The 18,602-nt window shown below is 56.9% G+C and carries 12 protein-coding genes and 1 other RNA gene; 8 read left to right on the top strand and 5 right to left on the bottom strand.

Translation table 11 applies throughout. From position 1 onward, the window contains the following. The first annotated feature begins 109 nt into the window (after positions 1 to 109). The 7 genes from G453_RS0109480 to G453_RS0109455 all read left to right on the top strand — a co-directional run bounded on the left by G453_RS0109480 (position 110) and on the right by G453_RS0109455 (position 11,374). The gene (locus G453_RS0109480) at positions 110 to 553 is read left to right on the top strand and encodes a LexA family protein (protein ID WP_043645256.1); all 444 of its coding nucleotides are present in this window, start codon (positions 110 to 112) and stop codon (positions 551 to 553) included. Positions 554 to 558: 5 nt separating this feature from the next. Next, on the top strand, positions 559 to 1,824 hold the full coding sequence (locus G453_RS0109475) for a Y-family DNA polymerase (RefSeq protein WP_027190874.1): 1,266 nt from the start codon (positions 559 to 561) through the stop codon (positions 1,822 to 1,824). Positions 1,825 to 2,680: 856 nt separating this feature from the next. Continuing rightward, positions 2,681 to 3,166: a hypothetical protein gene (locus tag G453_RS27900; RefSeq protein WP_156920867.1), complete on the top strand. Its 486-nt coding sequence runs from the start codon at positions 2,681 to 2,683 to the stop codon at positions 3,164 to 3,166. Positions 3,167 to 3,670: 504 nt separating this feature from the next. Then, complete coding sequence (locus tag G453_RS0109470; RefSeq protein WP_027190873.1) at positions 3,671 to 6,376, top strand: type I restriction-modification system subunit M; 2,706 nt, start codon at positions 3,671 to 3,673, stop codon at positions 6,374 to 6,376. Continuing rightward, on the top strand, positions 6,367 to 7,608 hold the full coding sequence (locus G453_RS27155; RefSeq protein ID WP_084502213.1) for a restriction endonuclease subunit S: 1,242 nt from the start codon (positions 6,367 to 6,369) through the stop codon (positions 7,606 to 7,608). Before G453_RS0109470 ends, G453_RS27155 begins: the two co-directional genes overlap by 10 nt. Then, positions 7,605 to 10,658: a type I restriction endonuclease subunit R gene (locus G453_RS0109460; protein WP_027190871.1), complete on the top strand. Its 3,054-nt coding sequence runs from the start codon at positions 7,605 to 7,607 to the stop codon at positions 10,656 to 10,658. Before G453_RS27155 ends, G453_RS0109460 begins: the two co-directional genes overlap by 4 nt. 32 nt (positions 10,659 to 10,690) lie before the next feature. Further along, positions 10,691 to 11,374, top strand: coding sequence for a M48 family metallopeptidase (locus tag G453_RS0109455; RefSeq protein ID WP_205620061.1), 684 nt, complete (start codon positions 10,691 to 10,693; stop codon positions 11,372 to 11,374). A gap of 1,069 nt (positions 11,375 to 12,443) precedes the next feature. Here G453_RS0109455 and G453_RS0109450 read toward each other — a convergent pair. The 5 genes from G453_RS0109450 to ssrA all read right to left on the bottom strand — a co-directional run bounded on the left by G453_RS0109450 (position 12,444) and on the right by ssrA (position 17,914). Further along, positions 12,444 to 12,986: an ERCC4 domain-containing protein gene (locus G453_RS0109450; protein ID WP_027190869.1), complete on the bottom strand. Its 543-nt coding sequence runs from the start codon at positions 12,984 to 12,986 to the stop codon at positions 12,444 to 12,446. Positions 12,987 to 13,195: 209 nt separating this feature from the next. After that, positions 13,196 to 15,040 (bottom strand): hypothetical protein, encoded by a 1,845-nt coding sequence (locus G453_RS23235; RefSeq protein WP_051272163.1) that lies wholly within the window; start codon positions 15,038 to 15,040, stop codon positions 13,196 to 13,198. Next, entirely contained in the window at positions 15,037 to 15,249 is a 213-nt protein-coding gene (locus tag G453_RS0109440) for a helix-turn-helix transcriptional regulator (RefSeq protein ID WP_051272160.1), read from the bottom strand. Before G453_RS0109440 ends, G453_RS23235 begins: the two co-directional genes overlap by 4 nt. Positions 15,250 to 16,126: 877 nt before the next feature. After that, positions 16,127 to 17,356, bottom strand: coding sequence for a tyrosine-type recombinase/integrase (locus G453_RS0109430; protein WP_027190866.1), 1,230 nt, complete (start codon positions 17,354 to 17,356; stop codon positions 16,127 to 16,129). Between the two features lie 207 nt (positions 17,357 to 17,563). After that, positions 17,564 to 17,914, bottom strand: a transfer-messenger RNA (tmRNA) gene (gene ssrA, locus G453_RS27150). 124 nt (positions 17,915 to 18,038) lie between these two features. Here ssrA and G453_RS0109425 point away from each other — a divergent pair. Next, positions 18,039 to 18,599, top strand: coding sequence for a helix-turn-helix domain-containing protein (locus G453_RS0109425; RefSeq protein ID WP_027190865.1), 561 nt, complete (start codon positions 18,039 to 18,041; stop codon positions 18,597 to 18,599). Positions 18,600 to 18,602: the final 3 nt, after the last annotated feature.

Here is an 18,602-nt window from a genome sequence, read left to right as displayed (position 1 = left end):
ATTTTCATGATCTAAGCCCTGGCCCAGATTCAGTATCCGTGTCTTGCCCGTCAATACTTTGTAAGCTTATTCTTGCCAATGTAAAGTCGCGCTGGTACATCGCAGCCCTATGAGCTCCCTGCAACATCATCCGAGTTTCCAGGTCCTGAGATGTGAGTCCGGCAAGCCGCTGGAGCTGCCGCTGCTACTCTCGCTGATCCCGGCGGGCTTTCCGTCGCCTGCCGAGGACTACATCGACCAGCATCTGGACCTTAACGACCACCTGGTGTCCCACCCGGCTGCGACCTTCTTCGTCCGGGTGGTAGGCGAATCCATGGCCGGAGACAACATCCAGCCGGGGGACATCCTGGTGGTGGACCGCGCCCTGGACGCGGTCAACGGCAGGATCGTCATAGCAGTTGTGGATGGGGATTTCACCGTCAAACGGTTGCGCCGCAAGAACGGGCGCATATTCCTTGAGCCCGCCAACCATGCCTTCAAGTCCGTTGAGATCACCCCGGAGACGGATTTCGCGGTGTGGGGAGTGGTAACCTTCATCATTCACAAGGCCTGACCGTCATGCCCGTGTTTGCCCTGGTGGACTGCAACAACTTCTACGTCTCGTGCGAGCGGGTGTTCGCCCCGCACCTGAACGGTCGCCCGGTGGTAGTGCTGACCAACAACGACGGCTGTATCATTGCACGTTCCCCGGAGGCCAAGGCTCTGGGCTTTAAGATGGCCGAACCTGAGTTCCAGGCGCGGGCGCGGCTCAAGCGCCACGGCGTGGCCGTGTTTTCCTCCAACTACGCCCTGTACGGAGACCTCTCCGCACGGGTGATGGCGACGCTGTCCATGTTCACGCCGGACATGGAAATATACTCCATCGACGAGGCCTTCCTGAATTTGGCCGGGCTCCAGGAGAACGTGCGCGGGTATGCCGCGCATATCCGCGTAACCGTGCGCAAGTGGACGGGCATCCCGGTGTCCATCGGCGTCGGGCCGACCAAGACCCTGGCTAAGACCGCTAACAAGCTGGCTAAGAAGCGCCCGGAGTTCGAGGGCGTGCTGGATCTGATGCATCGGCCTGACAAGGACGCGCTCCTGGCATCGCTGGACGTGGAGGACGTCTGGGGCATCGGGCATCGCCACGCCAGGCGGTTGAAGGAGCGCGGCGTCATGACGGCCTTGGATTTCATGGGGCTGTCGCGCGAATGGGTGCAGAAGAAGATGACGGTGGCCGGACTGCACACCTGGTTGGAGCTGCACGGCGTGCCCTGTATCGCCATGCAGCATGCGGAAGCGCCCAAGAAGACCATCGTGTCCTCACGGTCGTTTGGCAGGCCTGTCACGACGCTGGAGGAGATGGAACAGGCCATGACCCGGCACGCCAGCCGCGCCGCCGAGAAGCTGCGCGCTCAGGGCGGGCAGGCCAACAGCATCCTGGTGTTCATCCAGACCAACACCTTCATTGAGGGGGAGCCGCAGTACTGCCAGGCAACGAGCATGGCGCTGGTGCCCCCCACGTCGCATACGGCTGAGATCGTGCGCCGTGGCGGCGAGGCGCTGAAGCGGATCTTCCGGGCAGGCTTCCGCTATAAGAAGGTGGGGGTGATGCTTTCAGGCATCGAGTACGAGGGGACGGCCCAGTTGTCGCTGCTACGCGAGCCGGACGAGCGGGGCAAGCAACTGATGGGGGTGCTGGACAGGGTGAACACCAAATGGGGCCGGGAAACGCTGTTTGTGGCGTCTACCGGCACGGAGAGAAAGTGGAACATGCGGCAGGATTACAGGTCGCCGAGGTTTACGACGGTTTGGGGGGAGATTCCTAGCGTGACAATCAGCTGAGAAGAAGGCTCAGAATTCTCAGACTAAATTGAAGGAATTCTCAAACTGTTTTGCGCGTTCCCTAGTTCATATTCTTTCGGACAATTAATCTTCCTTGCATCCCAGCCCCCAATTAGTGGTTCCATCCACCTGGAAGCGGTTGAAGTAGCCTCTTCCAGCCCCGACCAGAGGTTCCATCCACCCGGTAAAGGTGCAGGTGGAACGTCCGCAGGGGGAGGCAAAAACAACTACAGATTATCCAGCGCAGACAGGCAAATTTCTGCGTCTATCTCCCTTGCCGGGGTACTACGTAGGCAAAGTGAGCCAGGATCGTTTTTCGAGCCTTCTTTGTACTGTGTTGCTTGGTAGTTTTGCCGCTTTTCCGTGAACCACTCCTCCCTCTGGCCCACTTGAATAGGGTGGGGGGGCTCCCCCGGCCCCCAGGTCAGCGGTTCCATCCACCCGGCAAGGGTTCCATGGGAACGTCCGCAGGGGCAGGTGGTGAAACGCATTTTTCCCATCCAATCCCCCCGTGTAAAACGATTCTGATGACTCCGGGCAGGGAAGTGTTGGCAAGGCGATCCAGATGCGTTTTCTGGGTTGGCTGCCTACTCAGCTCTGCGGCCAGATCGTCGAACAATCGCCGGGAAGTTCGACGTCGTACACCCAGTCCTGTCGAGACCAGGGGCCGAGAGGTGATTCTCGCCTGAAGTGACGAAAATCGTCTTGGGGGCATGTCTTTAGGCAAGGATGCTGTAACCTGCCAGTATTAAATACAATTTTCCTTTCCCTGGCTCCCGTATGTGTTATGCTGGCCCCAATTCGGCCTTGGATGCTCACTTGCTGGGAATTGATTAACACGGAAAGGGGGTATTTAATGGAAATTGGTGCAGTTACAAGTTTGGCGGCAGTGAGGCTTGCACTTCGTGTCAGGCTGGATGGTGCAAATGTGAGTGCAGAGACTGCAAAAGTTGCTAAAGCAATAAGCGTGTCTGAGCACATTGTAAGTGAGATATGTTCAGGGTCACTTGACCCAAGCCTTGATCTGCAAGAGAAAATTGCTGAACATTACGGGATGCCACTTGCTACGTTTATAGCAGATGGGCACGATAGAATGGTGAAGCGTCATGGTTGGAAATACGTAACGCCAAGTAATGCTACTGGCTTAAGCAAGGCCGAGACACTCACGCATGCGGTTGAATCTGCTGAGTCAAAATTTGGTATAGACGAATACTTGGGGGCAAGGAGCGAACTTGTACAGCTTGGTGTTGATGGTGGAATGAGTGAAGAGACTATACACGCTTTGTCTATGGCAATTTGCGAGGAGTTTGTGCGACGTGTCGCGTTAAAGAATGGAATGTGACGAAGTGCAATAAGTGCATTTGCTGGTGTTGACTGTGAATAATTACGACGATACAGTGGTGTGCTGGATGCGATACGCCAGGAGATGGTGATCAACAGCGAGATTTTCGTTTCCCACGCCCTTGATCGAAGTAGGAGATCACACTCCGCTGTCTGACTCTGCGATGAATGATTTGATGGACATGGCGGCGTGACATAATGAGGGGAGGGAGGGCAGCCCCCTCCCCTCATGAATGGTTCCATCCACCCCAAGAGATTCTGGTGCAACGTCCGCACAGGGGCTGCGCGGTTCCTGTTGCGTGTCCATACCGGTGTGCCATCCGCCATGTCGTGTGATGACACACTCCAGCCCGGCAGCATATTCCGCACTTTCGTATTACTCTTTCCACTCGTCTATAATCCTTGACAGTTTTCGACTGATGGGGTTTCCCTATCAGCTTGCTTCGAGTGAAGCACACAAGACAGCCTCCTCAATTCTCAAGGATTAATCAGGAATATCAGCAGTATGGCCCTCAAGAAGTCCGAACTTTACTCGTCCCTCTGGCAATCCTGCGACGAACTTCGCGGCGGCATGGATGCCAGTCAGTACAAGGATTACGTCCTCGTCCTGCTTTTCATCAAGTATGTCAGCGACAAATACGCCGACCTGTCGTATGCGCCGATCACCATCCCGGCGGGAGCCAGCTTCGCGGACATGGTGGCGCTCAAGGGCAAGTCAGACATTGGCGACCAGATCAACAAGAAGATCATCGCCCCCCTGGCTGACGCCAACAAGCTCTCTGACATGCCGGACTTCGACGACGCCACAAAGCTCGGAACCGGCAAGGAGAAGGTGGAGCGGCTTACCAACCTCATCGCCATCTTCGAGAACAAGGCCCTCGACTTCTCAAAGAACCGGGCAGACGGCGACGACATTCTCGGGGATGCCTACGAATACCTGATGCGCCACTTCGCCACGGAGAGCGGTAAGAGCAAGGGCCAGTTCTACACCCCTGCTGAAGTCAGCCGCGTCATGGCGAAGATCATCGGCATCCGCGAAGCTCAGACAACCAAGAGCACAACTGTCTATGATCCCACCTGCGGGTCCGGGTCCTTATTGTTGAAGGTGGCAGACGAGGCTACCACCAAGGTTACGCCCTACGGGCAGGAGAAGGATGCGGCCACGAGTGGCCTCGCTCGTATGAACATGATCCTGCACGACAACCCCGATGCTGAAATTGTCCAGGGAAACACCCTGGCAGCCCCCCGATTCAAGGAGGGAGGCACGCTCAAGACCTTCGACTTCGTGGTCGCCAACCCGCCCTTCAGCGACAAGCGCTGGAGCACCGGCATTGACCCGCTGCACGATCCCTACGACCGTTTCCAACCGTTCGGCACGCCTCCTGCCAAGCAGGGCGACTACGCCTACCTGCTGCACATCATCCGCTCGCTCAAAAGCACGGGCAAGGGCGCGTGCATCCTGCCGCACGGCGTCCTGTTCCGGGGCAACGCAGAAGCCGACATTCGCCGGGCGCTCATCCGAAAGGGCTACATAAAGGGCATCATCGGCCTCCCCGCGAACCTCTTTTACGGCACGGGCATCCCGGCCTGCATCGTGGTGGTGGACAAGCTGGACGCCCATGCCCGCAAGGGTGTCTTCATGATCGACGCCAGCTCTGGCTTCATGAAGGATGGCCCCAAGAACCGTTTGCGCGACCAGGACATCCACAAGATCGTGGACGTCTTCAACAAGTGCATCGAGGTCCCCAGATACTCTCGCATGGTGCCAGTGGAGGAGATCGAGAAGAACGAGTTCAACCTCAACCTGCCGCGCTACATCGACAGCCAGCAGGCCGAGGACCTCCAGGACATCGAGGGGCACTTGAAGGGCGGCATCCCGGTTGCCGACGTGGACGCCCTCCAGCGTTACTGGGACGTCTGCCCGCAGCTCAAGCAGGCCCTGTTCAAGGACAACCGCCCCGGCTACCTGGACCTCGCCGTGGACAAGGCCGTCATCAAATCGGCCATCTACGAGCATCCCCAGTTTGCCGACTTCATCACCGGCATGAACGCCCACTTCGACGCATGGAGGCAGAAGAGCGCCGCAACGCTCAAACAGTTGCAGGTTGGCTGCCATCCCAAGGACGTTATCACCGCGCTGGCCGAGGACCTGCTTGTCCACTATACCGGCAAGCCCCTCATCGACCCCTACGACGTCTACCAGCACCTGATGAACTACTGGGCCGAGACCATGCAGGATGACTGCTACCTCATCGCTTCCGACGGGTGGAAGGCCGAGACCAGCCGCATCATCGTGAAGAACAAGCAGGGCAAGGAGAAGGACAAAGGGTGGACCTGCGACCTTGTGCCCAAGGGTCTGGTCGTGGCCCGCTATTTCGCCAAGGAGCAGGAGGCCATTGACCAACTCGCAGCCGACCTGGAGGCTGTCAGCGCCAGCATGGCCGAGCTGGAAGAGGAGCACGGGGGCGATGGTGGGGCACTCAATGGAGTTGCAAGTAAAGTCGATGCTGTTTCCTCCCTCAAAGAAGCAATGTTGAGCGCTTGGGAAGTTGTGATGCCTGATACGTTCAGGAGCTATTCGGATGCACAGAAGAAGCATGACGAGATTCAAGAAGTTTTTGCTGAATTATGTAGAGATATCCGCATTAAATCTCTTGCAGGAGCAAGAGGAAAGCCCACAAAGTCAAAAATTAATGCCAGGATAAAGAATACAAATGACATCGAAGAACGCGCGCTACTACAAGAGTATAATAATGCGTTTGCAACACAACAAGAATTAAAGCAGCTCGTCGACGCTATTTTTGAGTCATCCATGAGTTGTATGATGGACAAGCTCCAGCATGAGCCTATCCATGAAGAACTTATTGACCCTCAGGTGCTTAACGCGTTCATTGAATTGACCGAACAAATCCATGCAAATAAGCAAGCGCTAAAGGATGCTAAAGCTGAACTCGATGCCCTAGCCTACGCGAAATATCCCAGGCTCACCGAGGCCGACGTCCAGACGCTGGTGGTGGACGACAAATGGCTTGCCGCGCTGGACGGAGCCATCCATGGCGAGATGGACCGGGTGAGTCAGTCGCTCACCCAGCGGGTGAAGGAATTGGCGGAACGGTACGAAGCTCCGCTGCCAGAGATGGTCAGCCGCGTGGCTGAACTGGAAGAGAGGGTAAACAAGCACCTGGAGAGGATGGGTTTCTCATGGACGTGAAGCCCGGCTACAAGCAGACAGAGGTAGGGGTGATCCCGGAGGACTGGGAGTTATCCCAACTCGGTAACAACCTCCGCGAACCCATCAGAAATGGTTACAGCCCTGTGTGCTCCTCCCAGCCGACAGGGGTATGGATACTATCTTTGTCTGCCGTATCACCCAATGGGCTTAACCCTTCGGGGGTAAAGCACGCTCCGGCCAACGACCCACGTGTTTTGCAGAACCTGCTAGTCGTCGATGATGTCGTTGTTAGCAGGTCGAATACACCTGATCGCGTCGGATTGGCGGGCGTTTATCGAGGGGAACCGACCCCCTGTGCATATCCTGATCTTCTTATGAGGATAAGACTGGGGGACTCATTAAATCCCGAGTATCTCTTGTTCTGCCTTTTGTCGTCCCCTGGGAGGCGATATTTTTCCGATAATGCTCGTGGTTCCAGCAACTCGATGGTTAAGATTGATCGAACGATTCTTGAATCATTTCCAATTCCCCTCCCCCCCACCAAGGCAGAGCAAGAAGCCATCGCCGCCGCACTCTCCGATGCGGACGCCCTCATCGAATCCCTGGAGCAACTCATCGCCAAGAAACGCAACATCAAGCAGGGGGCGATGCAGGAGTTGCTTACCGGCAGCAAGCGGTTGCTGGGATTCTGTGGGGAGTGGAAAGTCAAACGAATTGCAGAAATTGCTTCGCCAAAATGCGAAAAAAACAGTTTGGGTGAGCAACTGACCGTCTTGACCTGCTCAAAGCACCTTGGCTTCGTCGATTCGCTAGGCTACTTCAAGAACCAAGTATTTAGCAGAGACACCAGTGGCTACAAAATCATCAAGAGAGGAGAGATTGGCTACCCAGCGAACCATGTCGAGGAAGGGTCAATTGGACTTCAGAGCTTCTACGACAGGGCACTCGTCAGCCCAATTTATGTTGTATTCTCAGTAAACGAAGAGGTCGATAGTTATTTTTTGCATAGGCTGTTAAAATTAGAATGTTATCGTCAGAAGTTCGAAACTGCGACATGCTCTTCTGTAGATCGTAGAGGCAGCTTAAGATGGCCTGCTTTCTCGGAAATTACAGTAAGCCTTCCTCCCCTCGCCGAACAAACCGCCATCTCTGCAATCCTCTCCGACATGGACGCCGAACTCTCCACTCTGGAGTCAAAGCTATCCAAGGCCCGCCAGATCAAGCAAGGCATGATGCAGGAACTTCTTACTGGGAGGGTCCGACTCATATGAGCGACATCGGCAAATCCGAGCGTGTCACCCAGAACCGCGTCATCGCTCTGTTCCGCGATGAGATGGGTTACAGCAACCTTGGCGACTGGTCAGACCGTGAAGGCAACACCAACGTCGAGGAGGGTTTGCTTACCGCCCACCTGAAGAAGTGCGGCTACACCTCTTCCCAGATCAGCAGAGCCATTCACTTGCTCCGCACCGAGGTCAACAACCCCGGGCGCAGCCTCTACGGGAACAATAAGGCCGTCTACAGCCTGCTGCGCTACGGCGTGCCGGTAAAGACCGAAGCTGGCAAGCCCACTGAGACCGTCCATCTCATCAACTGGGAGGAGCCGCAAAAGAACGACTTCGCCATCGCGGAGGAGGTGACCCTCAAGGGCAACTGGGAGCGGCGTCCTGACATCGTGCTGTACGTGAACGGCATCGCCATTGGCGTGCTGGAGTTGAAGAACAGCCGCACCACCATCGGCGACGGCATTCGCCAGAATCTGTCCAACCAGCGTCCCGAGTTCAACGCGTGGTTTTTCAGCACGGTGCAGTTCGTCTTCGCGGGGAGCGACTCCGAGGGAATGCGATATGGCACCGTCGGCACAGAGGAGAAGTACTTCCTGAAGTGGAAGGAAGACGAACAGGACAACACCCGGTACAAGCTGGACAAGTACCTGCTGAAGATGTGCAGCAAGGACCGGCTGATCGAGCTGATGCACGACTTCGTGCTCTTCGACGGCGGCTGGAAGAAGCTGCCCCGCGTCCACCAGTATTTCGGGATCAAGGCCGCGCAACGCCATGTCCGCGAGCGCAAGGGCGGCATCATCTGGCACACTCAGGGCAGCGGTAAAAGCATCGTGATGGTGCTGCTAGCGAAATGGATTCTGGAGAACAATCCGCACGCCCGAATCGCTATCATCACTGACCGCGATGAGCTGGACAAGCAGATCGAGCGCGTCTTCATGGAAGCGGGAGAGCCGATCAAACGTACCAGCAGCGGACGAGAGTTGATCAGCCAGCTCGGACAGGCCACCCCGCGTCTCTTGTGCTCCCTGGTCCACAAGTTTGGGCGCAAGGACGTGGACGACTTCGATGCCTTCATCAAGGAACTGGAAGCCCAGCCCAGTCAGACTGTGGGCGAGGTGTTCGTCTTCGTGGACGAGTGCCACCGCACGCAGACCGGCAAGCTGCACCAGGTGATGAAGGCCATGATGCCAAACGCCGTATTTATCGGCTTTACGGGCACGCCGCTCCTGAAGAAGGACAAGAAGACCAGCCTGGAAGTGTTTGGCGGTTACATCCATACCTACAAGTTCAGCGAGGGCGTCGAGGACGGGGTAGTGCTGGACCTGCTTTACGAGGCGCGGGACATCGACCAGCGCCTTGGTTCGGGGTTCAGGATCGACATGCTGTTCGACGCCAAAACAAAATTTCTCAATGACTGGCAGAAGGACGAGCTTAAGAAGCACTGGGGCACGATGGAGCATGTGCTTTCGTCAAAGTCCCGGATGGCAAGGGTGGTGGACGACATAGAGTACGACTTCAGCCTGAAGCCCCGCCTATCCGATCATCGCGGCAACGCCATCCTCGTGGCTTCGAGCATTTACGAGGCGTGCAAGTATTTCAAGCTATTCCAGGCCTCATCTTTCAAGGACAAATGCGCGGTGGTGACCTCCTACAACCCGCTGGTGAAAGATGTGACCAAGGAGGAGACTGGGGACAACAAAGATACCGACAAGAAATTCGTCTTTAATACCTACACAGAGCTGCTCAAGGATGTCGAAGCCAAGCCGGGCATGACCAAGACAGAGACCTACGAGGAGTGGGCCAAGGAACTGTTCATCAAGGAACCGGCGAACATGAAGCTGCTGGTGGTGGTGGACAAACTGCTCACCGGATTCGACGCGCCGTCCTGCACCTATCTCTACATCGACAAATCCATGCAGGATCACGGCCTGTTCCAGGCCATCTGCCGCACGAACCGGCTGGACGGCGAGGACAAGAGCTTCGGCTACATCGTGGACTACAAGGACCTGTTCAAGAAGGTCGAAAACGCCATCGCGGTCTACACCTCCGAACTGGATCATAGTGCGGAAGGGGTCAGTCCCGAAGTGCTTCTGCACGATCGCCTCAAGACGGGGAAAGAACGGCTCGATGCCACCCTGGAATCCATCATCCTGCTCTGCGAACCGGTCAAGCCGCCGAAAGGGGAGCTGGAGCATATCCACTATTTCTGCGGTAACACCGAGATCGCATCGGACTTGAAGGAACATGAGCCACAACGTGCCGCGCTCTACAAGGCCACGGTGGCGCTGATCCGCGCCTACGCCAACATCGCCGATGAGATGGAACCCGCAGGGTACACGCCAGTCGACGTCAGCCGCATCAAGCAGCAACTGGATCACTTCCTGAAAGTCCGGGATGTTGTGCGAAAGGCCAGTGGGGAAGAGCTTGACCTGAAGGCTTACGAGGCGGACATGCGGCACTTGATCGACACCTACATCGAAGCCGACATGCCGAGGCCGATTTCCCCCTTCGACAACATGGGCCTGCTGGAACTGATCGTGAAGACCGGCATCGCTAAGGCCATCAATGAGCGTCTCGCCGGGATGAAGGGCAACAAGAATGCCGTGGCCGAGACCATCGAGAACAACGTCCGCAGCAAGATCATCAAGGGGCATCTGAGCGACCCGGACTACTACGAAAAGATGTCCGAGCTGCTGGACGAAATCATCGCCGCGCGCAAGGCGAAGGCCATCGAATACGAGGAGTACCTGAAACGTATCGCCGCGCTGGCAAAGCAGGTCGAGGCCGGGCAATCGGAAGAGACGCCGAAGACGCTGGACACGCCGGGTAGGCGGGCGCTGTACAACAACCTGAATCAGAATGAGGAGCTGGCCCTGAAGTTGGACCAAGCGATTAAGGATACGCGCCCCGATGGCTGGCGGGGACACCTCGCCAAGGAGAACATCATCAAGGCGGCGCTGCTGCCACTCTTGGATGGCGACAAGGCAGAGGTGGAGCGCATATTCCTCATCATCAAGGCGCAGAGCGAATATTGATGGTCACTCAGATCAACCTCGGAGATATTGAGGTGGACGTCGTGCTGAAGGACATCAAGAACATCCACTTGAGCGTCTACCCCCCGCACGGCAAGGTCCGCGTTGCCGCCCCATCGCGCATGGACCTGGACACCATCCGCGTTTTCACCATCTCGAAGCTCGACTGGATCAGGAAGCAGCAGAAGAAGTTCCGTGACCAGGAACGGGAGACCCCCCGCGAATATCTTGAACGGGAAAGCCATTTCCTCTGGGGGCGACGCTACCTTATGCGAGTGGTCGAAGTGGATGAGGCTCCCCGTGTCGAGCTTGAACACCGCACGATGACCCTGAAAGTCCGCCCCGGAACGGATGAAGAAAAGCGTCAGGCGATTGTCGATGGGTGGTATCGGGGCCAGGTGAAAGCGGCGGCTCCTCCGCTGATAAAGAAATGGGAGAAGCGCATCGGGGTGCAGGTCGAACGGTTTTTCGTGCGCAGGATGAAGACCCGATGGGGGAGCTGCAACCCGGCGACCCGCTGCATCCGGTTCAACACCGACCTTGCCAAGAAGCCCAAGGACTGCCTGGAGTATCTCGTCGTCCATGAACTGGCCCACTTGCTGGAACCCACGCACAACCCGCGCTTCGTCGCTCTCATGGACCGGCTCATGCCGAAGTGGCGGTTCTACCGGGAGCAGCTCAACCGTCTGCCGGTCAGCCATGAGGAGTGGTTGTATTGATGGTCTGGGCAGCCGACGTCCTGGCATAGATCATCATCAGCGCCTGCTGCTGGCCCGATCAAGCCAAGGGTGACCACTTTTGGGGTCACAGGCTGATCACACGCTGACCTCACCTGACCACGGTGACCACATTCCTGCGCATGCGGGGAAGTTCAGGCTGTCCACAAAAGTGTCCACAGACTGTCCACACGGTGTCCACAACTGTCCACACGGTGTCCACAACTGTCCACACTGTCCACAGTTCGGCACAAGGGGTGATGTTCGGGGGCGTCCACCGGAATGTCCACGGACTGTCCAGAAGCAGTCCATTACTGTCCACGCTGTCCACAACTCGGCACAGCGGGTGAAGATCAGGGTGTCCGCAGGGGCGTCCGCAGACTGTCCGAATGCTGTCCGCAAGTGTCCGCACTGTCCGCAACCGATGATAGCCGCAGGGAAGAATATGGAGTCCGTGCCATCATCTCGGATGAAGTCGCGTGTCCGATTGTTTGTCCGAGACCCGTCCGATGGGTGTCCGATCCTGTCCGATCTGTCCGATTGCCACCGGCCAAGCTCTACGTGAGCGCTTCCCTCTCCCGAGCTTCCTTTCGCCCAGCGGCCCCTTCGAAATGCTTACTGTTGTAGTAGCTATCCCGACCTGAAAAACGTCGCAAACCTCCAGGGTATATGGAAGGTCGGCTTAGCCGCTAGGATGATTATTTTGCCTTTCTGATTACTGTAAATAGGGCCAGATAGCGGGGGAGGATAGATCAGGCTTCGAGGGCCATGTGCGCCCACGGTCCCGTGCCATAAAAAAGGGCCAGGGGGGACGCCAACGGGGGACGGGCGGCAAACCGAGATCAGGTCGAATTTTGGTCAACACGTAACACCCATGCTACGGATTAATTGCAACACCCGTGTTACGTAACGTCGGAGTTACGTATGCCTGGAGGAGGCGAGGCTCCGGTGCGATTGTCCGACCCAGGTGGGTGTCCACATCCAGGCAGCATCTTTTTAATAAGGGAAAAACGACACCTATTCATAAAACAGGAACGCCGGACCCCTTTCGGAATCCGGCATTTCCTGCTTTTCAGTTGGCCCTCGGTGCTCGACCTCGTTTCGGAGCCTGTGACTCTCCACTGGCCCTCACGTTCTCGGCAGGCGGAGTATCCCCCTTGGCGGATTCCTGCTCTCGCTTGAACTTCTCAAGCATCCAGTAGGTCGCGTATTCCGCATTGGCCCTTGATCCGGCCCACACGAATTGAGTGCCGTAACGTACCTGAAAAGCAATTATACTCTGGAGCGCGGCATGAGGGTTAATCCGACTTCGGTATCTTCCCTCCCTCACCTCTTGCATGGTCCCTTCCACGATGACGGCGAAGAGGTCGAGCCCCTTGGCCCTGGCAAGTTCGCGCTCGAAGCGATCCCGGCCAGTGGTGAGGCAGCCGATCAGATCATCCAAGGATTTACGCTCGAAGGCCACACGATCTTCGTACCCGGCCAGGGAGTAATCCCCGGTCTTCAGGGTATGCCGGATGGCTTCCACGTCGTACTTCTCGAACTGATAGGGGCGCTGCTCACGGGTATCTACCACGATCCGAAGCGGGGCGTATGGGATGGTTTTACTCGCCATGCTGGCACTCACGCCCATATTGGCCCCGATCTTGGTTAAGATACCTGATCTCTGCAAGACCGAATTCAGGAAGGCTGTGTCTCAAAGCTGCGTGTCCTTGTCTTGTTTTCATCCTGAATGTTTTGTCGCTTTTGATGGTTTGTTTCACCACCTGTATATAAACTGTCCTGATACTTCTCATACGTGGGGGTAGAGAACCGTCAAAACCGTCAAAACCGATCATGCCCACTTCCAACGGGTATGACCTTCCAATGGACCCTGCTGGAGCTTGAATGCTGTTCCACCCTTAGACCATTCGCGATCCGGCCAATGTTGCGTTTGAGCCAGTGCCCCAGCCTCCTGGCGTTAATCTCACTGCGATCCCCAGCGATGGCATCGAGAATTTCATACAACATCCCATCATGATCAGCGGTAGCGACTCCAATAACCTCCTTCACGGTCTTTGGGGTACGCCCAAAAATCTTGTGCCACTCAACAAGCATCTCCTTAAGCAACTGGGCATCTGGGTCTCCTTCGATGACAGCCACCCGGCTTTTGCACGGATCGACCATCCCAGCCCAAACCAATGGCGACCGGACCAGTGCCGACCACCGTTCGAAGCTGCCAAAGGGGGTAAGCCCCATGTTGGGCTTGCCCGCTGCAAGATAGCCTCTCACGATGGTCAGGACAGCTTCGACGTACAAGGTCCGAGTCGCAAGGGCCAACGCGACTGGATCAAAGGGGAATGTCCGTTCCTCTGGACGCTCGAGGCCGGGGTCCAGTTTGCACAGGATGGTCCGACGAGCAAGGTCCCCGCTGACAGTTAGGTTGTTGCCGTTGGCGCAAAACAGGGCTGTGTTGGGAATTTCAATCTGACCGCTTCCACCAAGAGGACGGATTCTCAGAGATTCCGAAGTGACAGCCTGGCAAAGCAAATCGGACTCTAGCGTACCGTTAATATTGTCCATGTTGACCATGGGGTCTCCCCCTATAAGGCATCCCGTAAGTCGTTTTTCGAACTCCTCCCGATCGGTTGTCGAGGACAGAACGGTACTCCTGCGTCCCTGTGAGATGGCAGAACAGATGTCGGCCAAAGTGCTCTTACCACTACCGCGAGTCGTTGCGGAGATTACCGACAATGGGGCGCAATCTAGTGCAGACCGGATGACAGAGGTCATGATAAGGCTCAGGGCTACAGAACGGTCTTCATCTCCGACGAACGAGAAGCCAGAGAGTAGGTTGATCAGTTTCTTGAGGGCGTTCTGGACATCCTTCGCCGAAGGTTCATCAGCGAGGTTGATCCTCAGACTATGAGCTAGGAAGTACCCGCTTATTTGATCATACCCTGGTGCGGCGATGACCGTCCCGTCGGCCCGAAGCGTTGGGCAGTTCAAGACCCCACGCAGAACAGGAACCTTCCAGAAACCTTTCCGAGCAAGGACAATCTCCGCAACCTCTTTTGGCGGATTGCATGGCTGTCGTCTCCCTGTACGTCTGTCAAAACGAGTAAAGCGGGCGTATCGGGAGAGGATGTCCAGGAGGTAATGGCGTGTCACTTCAAGTATCGCGGCGGATCGCTTTGAGTTCGAGGGATCCGTGTCGAAATCCGCCGCTGGCAGGGTCACGGCCCGCACGAGTTTTCCCCCTCGCTGAAAGATGCGACTCTCTTGAGGGAGTCCGGGATCGGCGAGAATCTCTTCGCACCTGTCCGCCACCTCGGCCATATTATCTTCACGGATGAAGATTGCCTTTCCTTCCTGATCAGGAACCGAGCGCGGATTGCTCCTGCCCGCCTTGATGCTGCTCCTGATCGCAGAGAGAGCTTCGTCTTCATCCACGCCAGCGATTCGTGCAGTATCAACAAGTTCAGCCTCAACACGCTTCGCATCAAGGCTTCCGCCCCCCACGAATCGGCCCAGAGAGTACGCGGCCTTGTTCAAGGCGTCGTCTCTTTGTTCAGCAGAGGCGGTTGCAACGGCCTCAAGCTCATCTTGCAATACCGTTTGGGCGTAGGCACCGGTAGCGACATCCCCCCTCCTGGCACCACTTTCTTCACCAATACTCTGTCCGTTCACTCTTGCGCTCCCTTGCTGCCGATGAAGGCTTGCACCTGAGAACTGAGCCATACGGAAGTACGGGGGCCGAACTTCATTGGTGCCAGGAACTTCCCTTCGCCGATGAACTTGTAGAGCGTAGATTTGCTGATGCCGAGAAGAAAACAGACCTCCTTGGCGCGGAGATAACGATCCCCCCCCACGGGGGCAGAACAATTCGTAAGGCTCATCAGTTTCCGTTCTCCTTCTGAAACTTCTCCTGCGCGACCTTAGTGTGGTCGGGCATTTGGTTGTACCCGAGACTCTCGGTATTGACGGTGCTAATAGCCCGACAGAGTCCTTTGCTCACAGTCATCACTGTGGCGTCATTACGATTGCGCAGCTGAAGTAGCTGCCCCATGTGCGAATAATACACCATAAAACTCCTATACATGTTATTTGTTTATGAAACTTGCCCTTGCCTACACACATCATTGAGCGCCCCGAGCGACCCGTCGCGTTGCCTTCGATTCTAGAGGCCCTGCCCCTTGGGATTAGTCCATCAGGCGCACCACGCAGGACGCGATCTTCTTCCTTGTCTCGTTGCCAAGATTCCTAAGGCCTTCATGGCCTCAAGCTCTCCCCGAACACTGCATGGCATTCAGCTTCCAGATTGTCGCGGACAAACCAGTTTACCTGACCTGATAAGGCCAGAGGCATTCGAGAGATAGGAAAATTAAATCCTTCTCTCTATGATCTTATGGAGAAATCAGAGTAACGCGGAGCGCCAGGGCACTCGCTAAATGCGGATGGAGCAGCTTCTGACGAAATTGCAGCAAATTGTCAAGAAATAGTTCTCTGCTATGGTCGAAAATCGCTAGGCATAACACTCTATTAGGTGCTTCCTGGGTTCCAGTGCGTTAGTGATGCGTCAAATTAATACCTGTACGGCCAAAAAGGAAAGCCCTGAACCGAAGTCCAGGGCCGATTGAGGCGTGATGATGGGCGGGCGGAATCAAGAACTGGATCATGCCGCTTGCCTGCGAACATCATCATGAGAAGCGGATCGATGGAGGGTCGCATCTCCCCCTCCTGGTCGATTATGCTATCCGTCCGAGGTGGACGGGTTCAGCCGGTAGCTTCTTGGAAGAGCGGGGTTACCTTCGCGCCAGTTTTCAGCGAATCAAGGTAGTCAGCCCAGGCCTGCATCATCTTTCGCCGCTCAGGCAGGAACTCCGCGTAGTTGTAAGCCGCTCGGATGTTGTCACGCTCTGCATGGGCAAGCTGGCGCTCGATGGCGTCTCGATTCCACCCCTGTTCGTTGAGCAGGGTAGAGGCCATGGAACGGAAGCCGTGGCCGGTCAATTCGTCCTTGGTGTACCCCAGGCGTCGCAGTGCGCCGTTGACAGTGTTCTCACTCATGGGGCGATCCAGGGTCCGCATGGAGGGGAAGAGATACTTCCCGTGGCCGGTGAGGGGGTGAAGCTCCTCAATGATGACGAGAGCCTGCCGGGCCAGCGGGACGATGTGCTGTTCGCGCATCTTCATCTTGTGGCCGGGGATTCGCCATTCCTTGGCCTCGATGTTGATTTCAGCCCATTCCGCGTGCCGAAGCTCGCCAGGGCGAACGAACACCAGTGGGGCCAGTCGCAGGGCGCAGCCCGTGATTGGTGAACCCTGGTAGGCATCCATTGCGCGAAGGAGTGGGGCGATGGCCTTCGGGTCCGTGATGCTTGGGTGATGCTTCTCTTTTACTGGTGGGAGAGCGCCGCGAAGGTCGGCGGCAGGATTCCTCTCGCACCTGCCAGTGGCGATGCCGTAGCGAAAGATTTGACCGCAACCCTGGATGGTCCTGTGGGCCATCTCTAGGGCTCCGCGCGACTCGATGCGGCGAGCCAGCTTCAGAATTTCGGGGGCGGTGATGTCCTTGATGGGACGCGAGCCGATCCAGGGGAAGACATTTAGCTCCAGGCGGCGAAGGATTTGCCCGCCGTGTTCCTCGGTCCAGGTCGGCTGAAACTTGGCCCACCACTCTCTTGCGATGCGCTCAAAGGTTTCACCGTTCTCAGCCTCCTCTGTCTTCGCAGACTTCCTGGCCTGAGCGGGGTCAATCCCCTGTGAGATTAACCTGCGGGTTTCGTCGCGGCGGTCCCTGGCGTCCTTCAGGGTGACGTCCGGGTAGACTCCGAGAGAGAGCATGTTCTCGCGCCCGTTGAGCTTGTAGCGGAACCGCCACCACTTGCGTGGTTTGCCATCTTTCCCAGCGCTCACCTCCAGGAAGAGCCCACGCTCGTCCCTGAGCCTGATTTTCTTCTCTCCGGGCTTCGCGTTTCTCACTGCGATGTCGGTCAGGGGCATGGCGGGTAACCTCTCAATCCTGGACTGGCGCGGGCTTCGCAGTTACCCACCGCAAAGTTACCCGCTGGCCTGTGTTACCCGCGCAGTTACCCACTCAGATCGTGGATGTCAACGGACCAAAACGGACGAAGGCGGCCCTTGCGGACCGCCTTTTTCCTTAAATTCCTGGGGGATGTGGACTTTGTCGGACTGTACTGGAAGTCCTGTTGGTGGAGGCGGGGGGAATCGAACCCCCGTCCGAGAACGCTCGGGCAAAGCATCTACAGGCGTAGGCCGGAAATTGATCTCGGTTCGGACGTGCCTTCCGGCCGGGCGTCCCGAACCCAGACCGTTTAAGTTCTCACGCTCGCTTCAACGGACAACTGCGAGCGCCAGCTTGGTGGGGTGTCCCCCGCATCCGACTTACCAGGCGTGGGTCAGAGGGAGGCTGGCCTTAAGCGGCCAGGGCGTATTCGTAATCGTTGGCGATTAACTTGGTTCCACGTTTTTTACGAGGCCTCGTGGATCCTCGGCCCGCAACTTTGTCGTCACTATCCCCGTCGAAACCAGTGCGCCCCCAGGGATGTCCAAAAGACTATCTAAGGCCTTTTCCGGCGTTCGGCAAGTGCCAAGAGTGTGAAAAAATCTCGTATTTCAGACCAATTTAGGCTATCCGGCCCTCCAGCAACGCAAGGAGGAGCAAATGAGCCTGCCGACAACCATCGATCGCGACATCTCCCGGCGTATCAAGGACCTGCGCGACGCCCTGAGCCTTTCTCCGGAGGAACTGGCCGCCCGAGCGGGAGTCCCCGTGGAGGACGTCCTCACCTTCGAATCCGGAACCCGAGAGGTTCCTGTCAGCTATCTGTACGCCGTGGCCAAGGCCACCGGAGTGGACCTGACCGCCCTCATCACCGGCTCGGAGGCCAAGCTGCATCAGTTCAGCCTGGTGAAGAAGGGGGAGGGGCTGTCCGTCACGCGCCGCAAGGCCTACAAGTACCAGTCCCTGGCTTACCGCTTCAGCCGCCCCGGCATGGAGCCGTTCCTGGTGTCCGTTCCTCCTCGCGAGCACAGCGCGCTGGAGTTCAACCAGCATGCGGGCGAGGAGTTCATCTTCCTTCTGCAGGGCCGCATGGAGGTAACGCTCGGCAAGGAGTCCGTGGTGATGGAGCCCCAGGACAGCCTGTATTTCAGCTCCACCATTCCCCATGCCATGCGTGCCCTGGACGGCAAAGAGGCCGTGTTTCTGGACGTGATCATTTAGAGG

Origin of the sequence: Fundidesulfovibrio putealis DSM 16056, from assembly GCF_000429325.1 — a bacterium.
In the GTDB taxonomy this organism is placed as follows: Bacteria; Desulfobacterota; Desulfovibrionia; order Desulfovibrionales; family Desulfovibrionaceae; genus Fundidesulfovibrio; species Fundidesulfovibrio putealis.
This window is presented reverse-complemented; position numbering and strand designations above follow the sequence as displayed.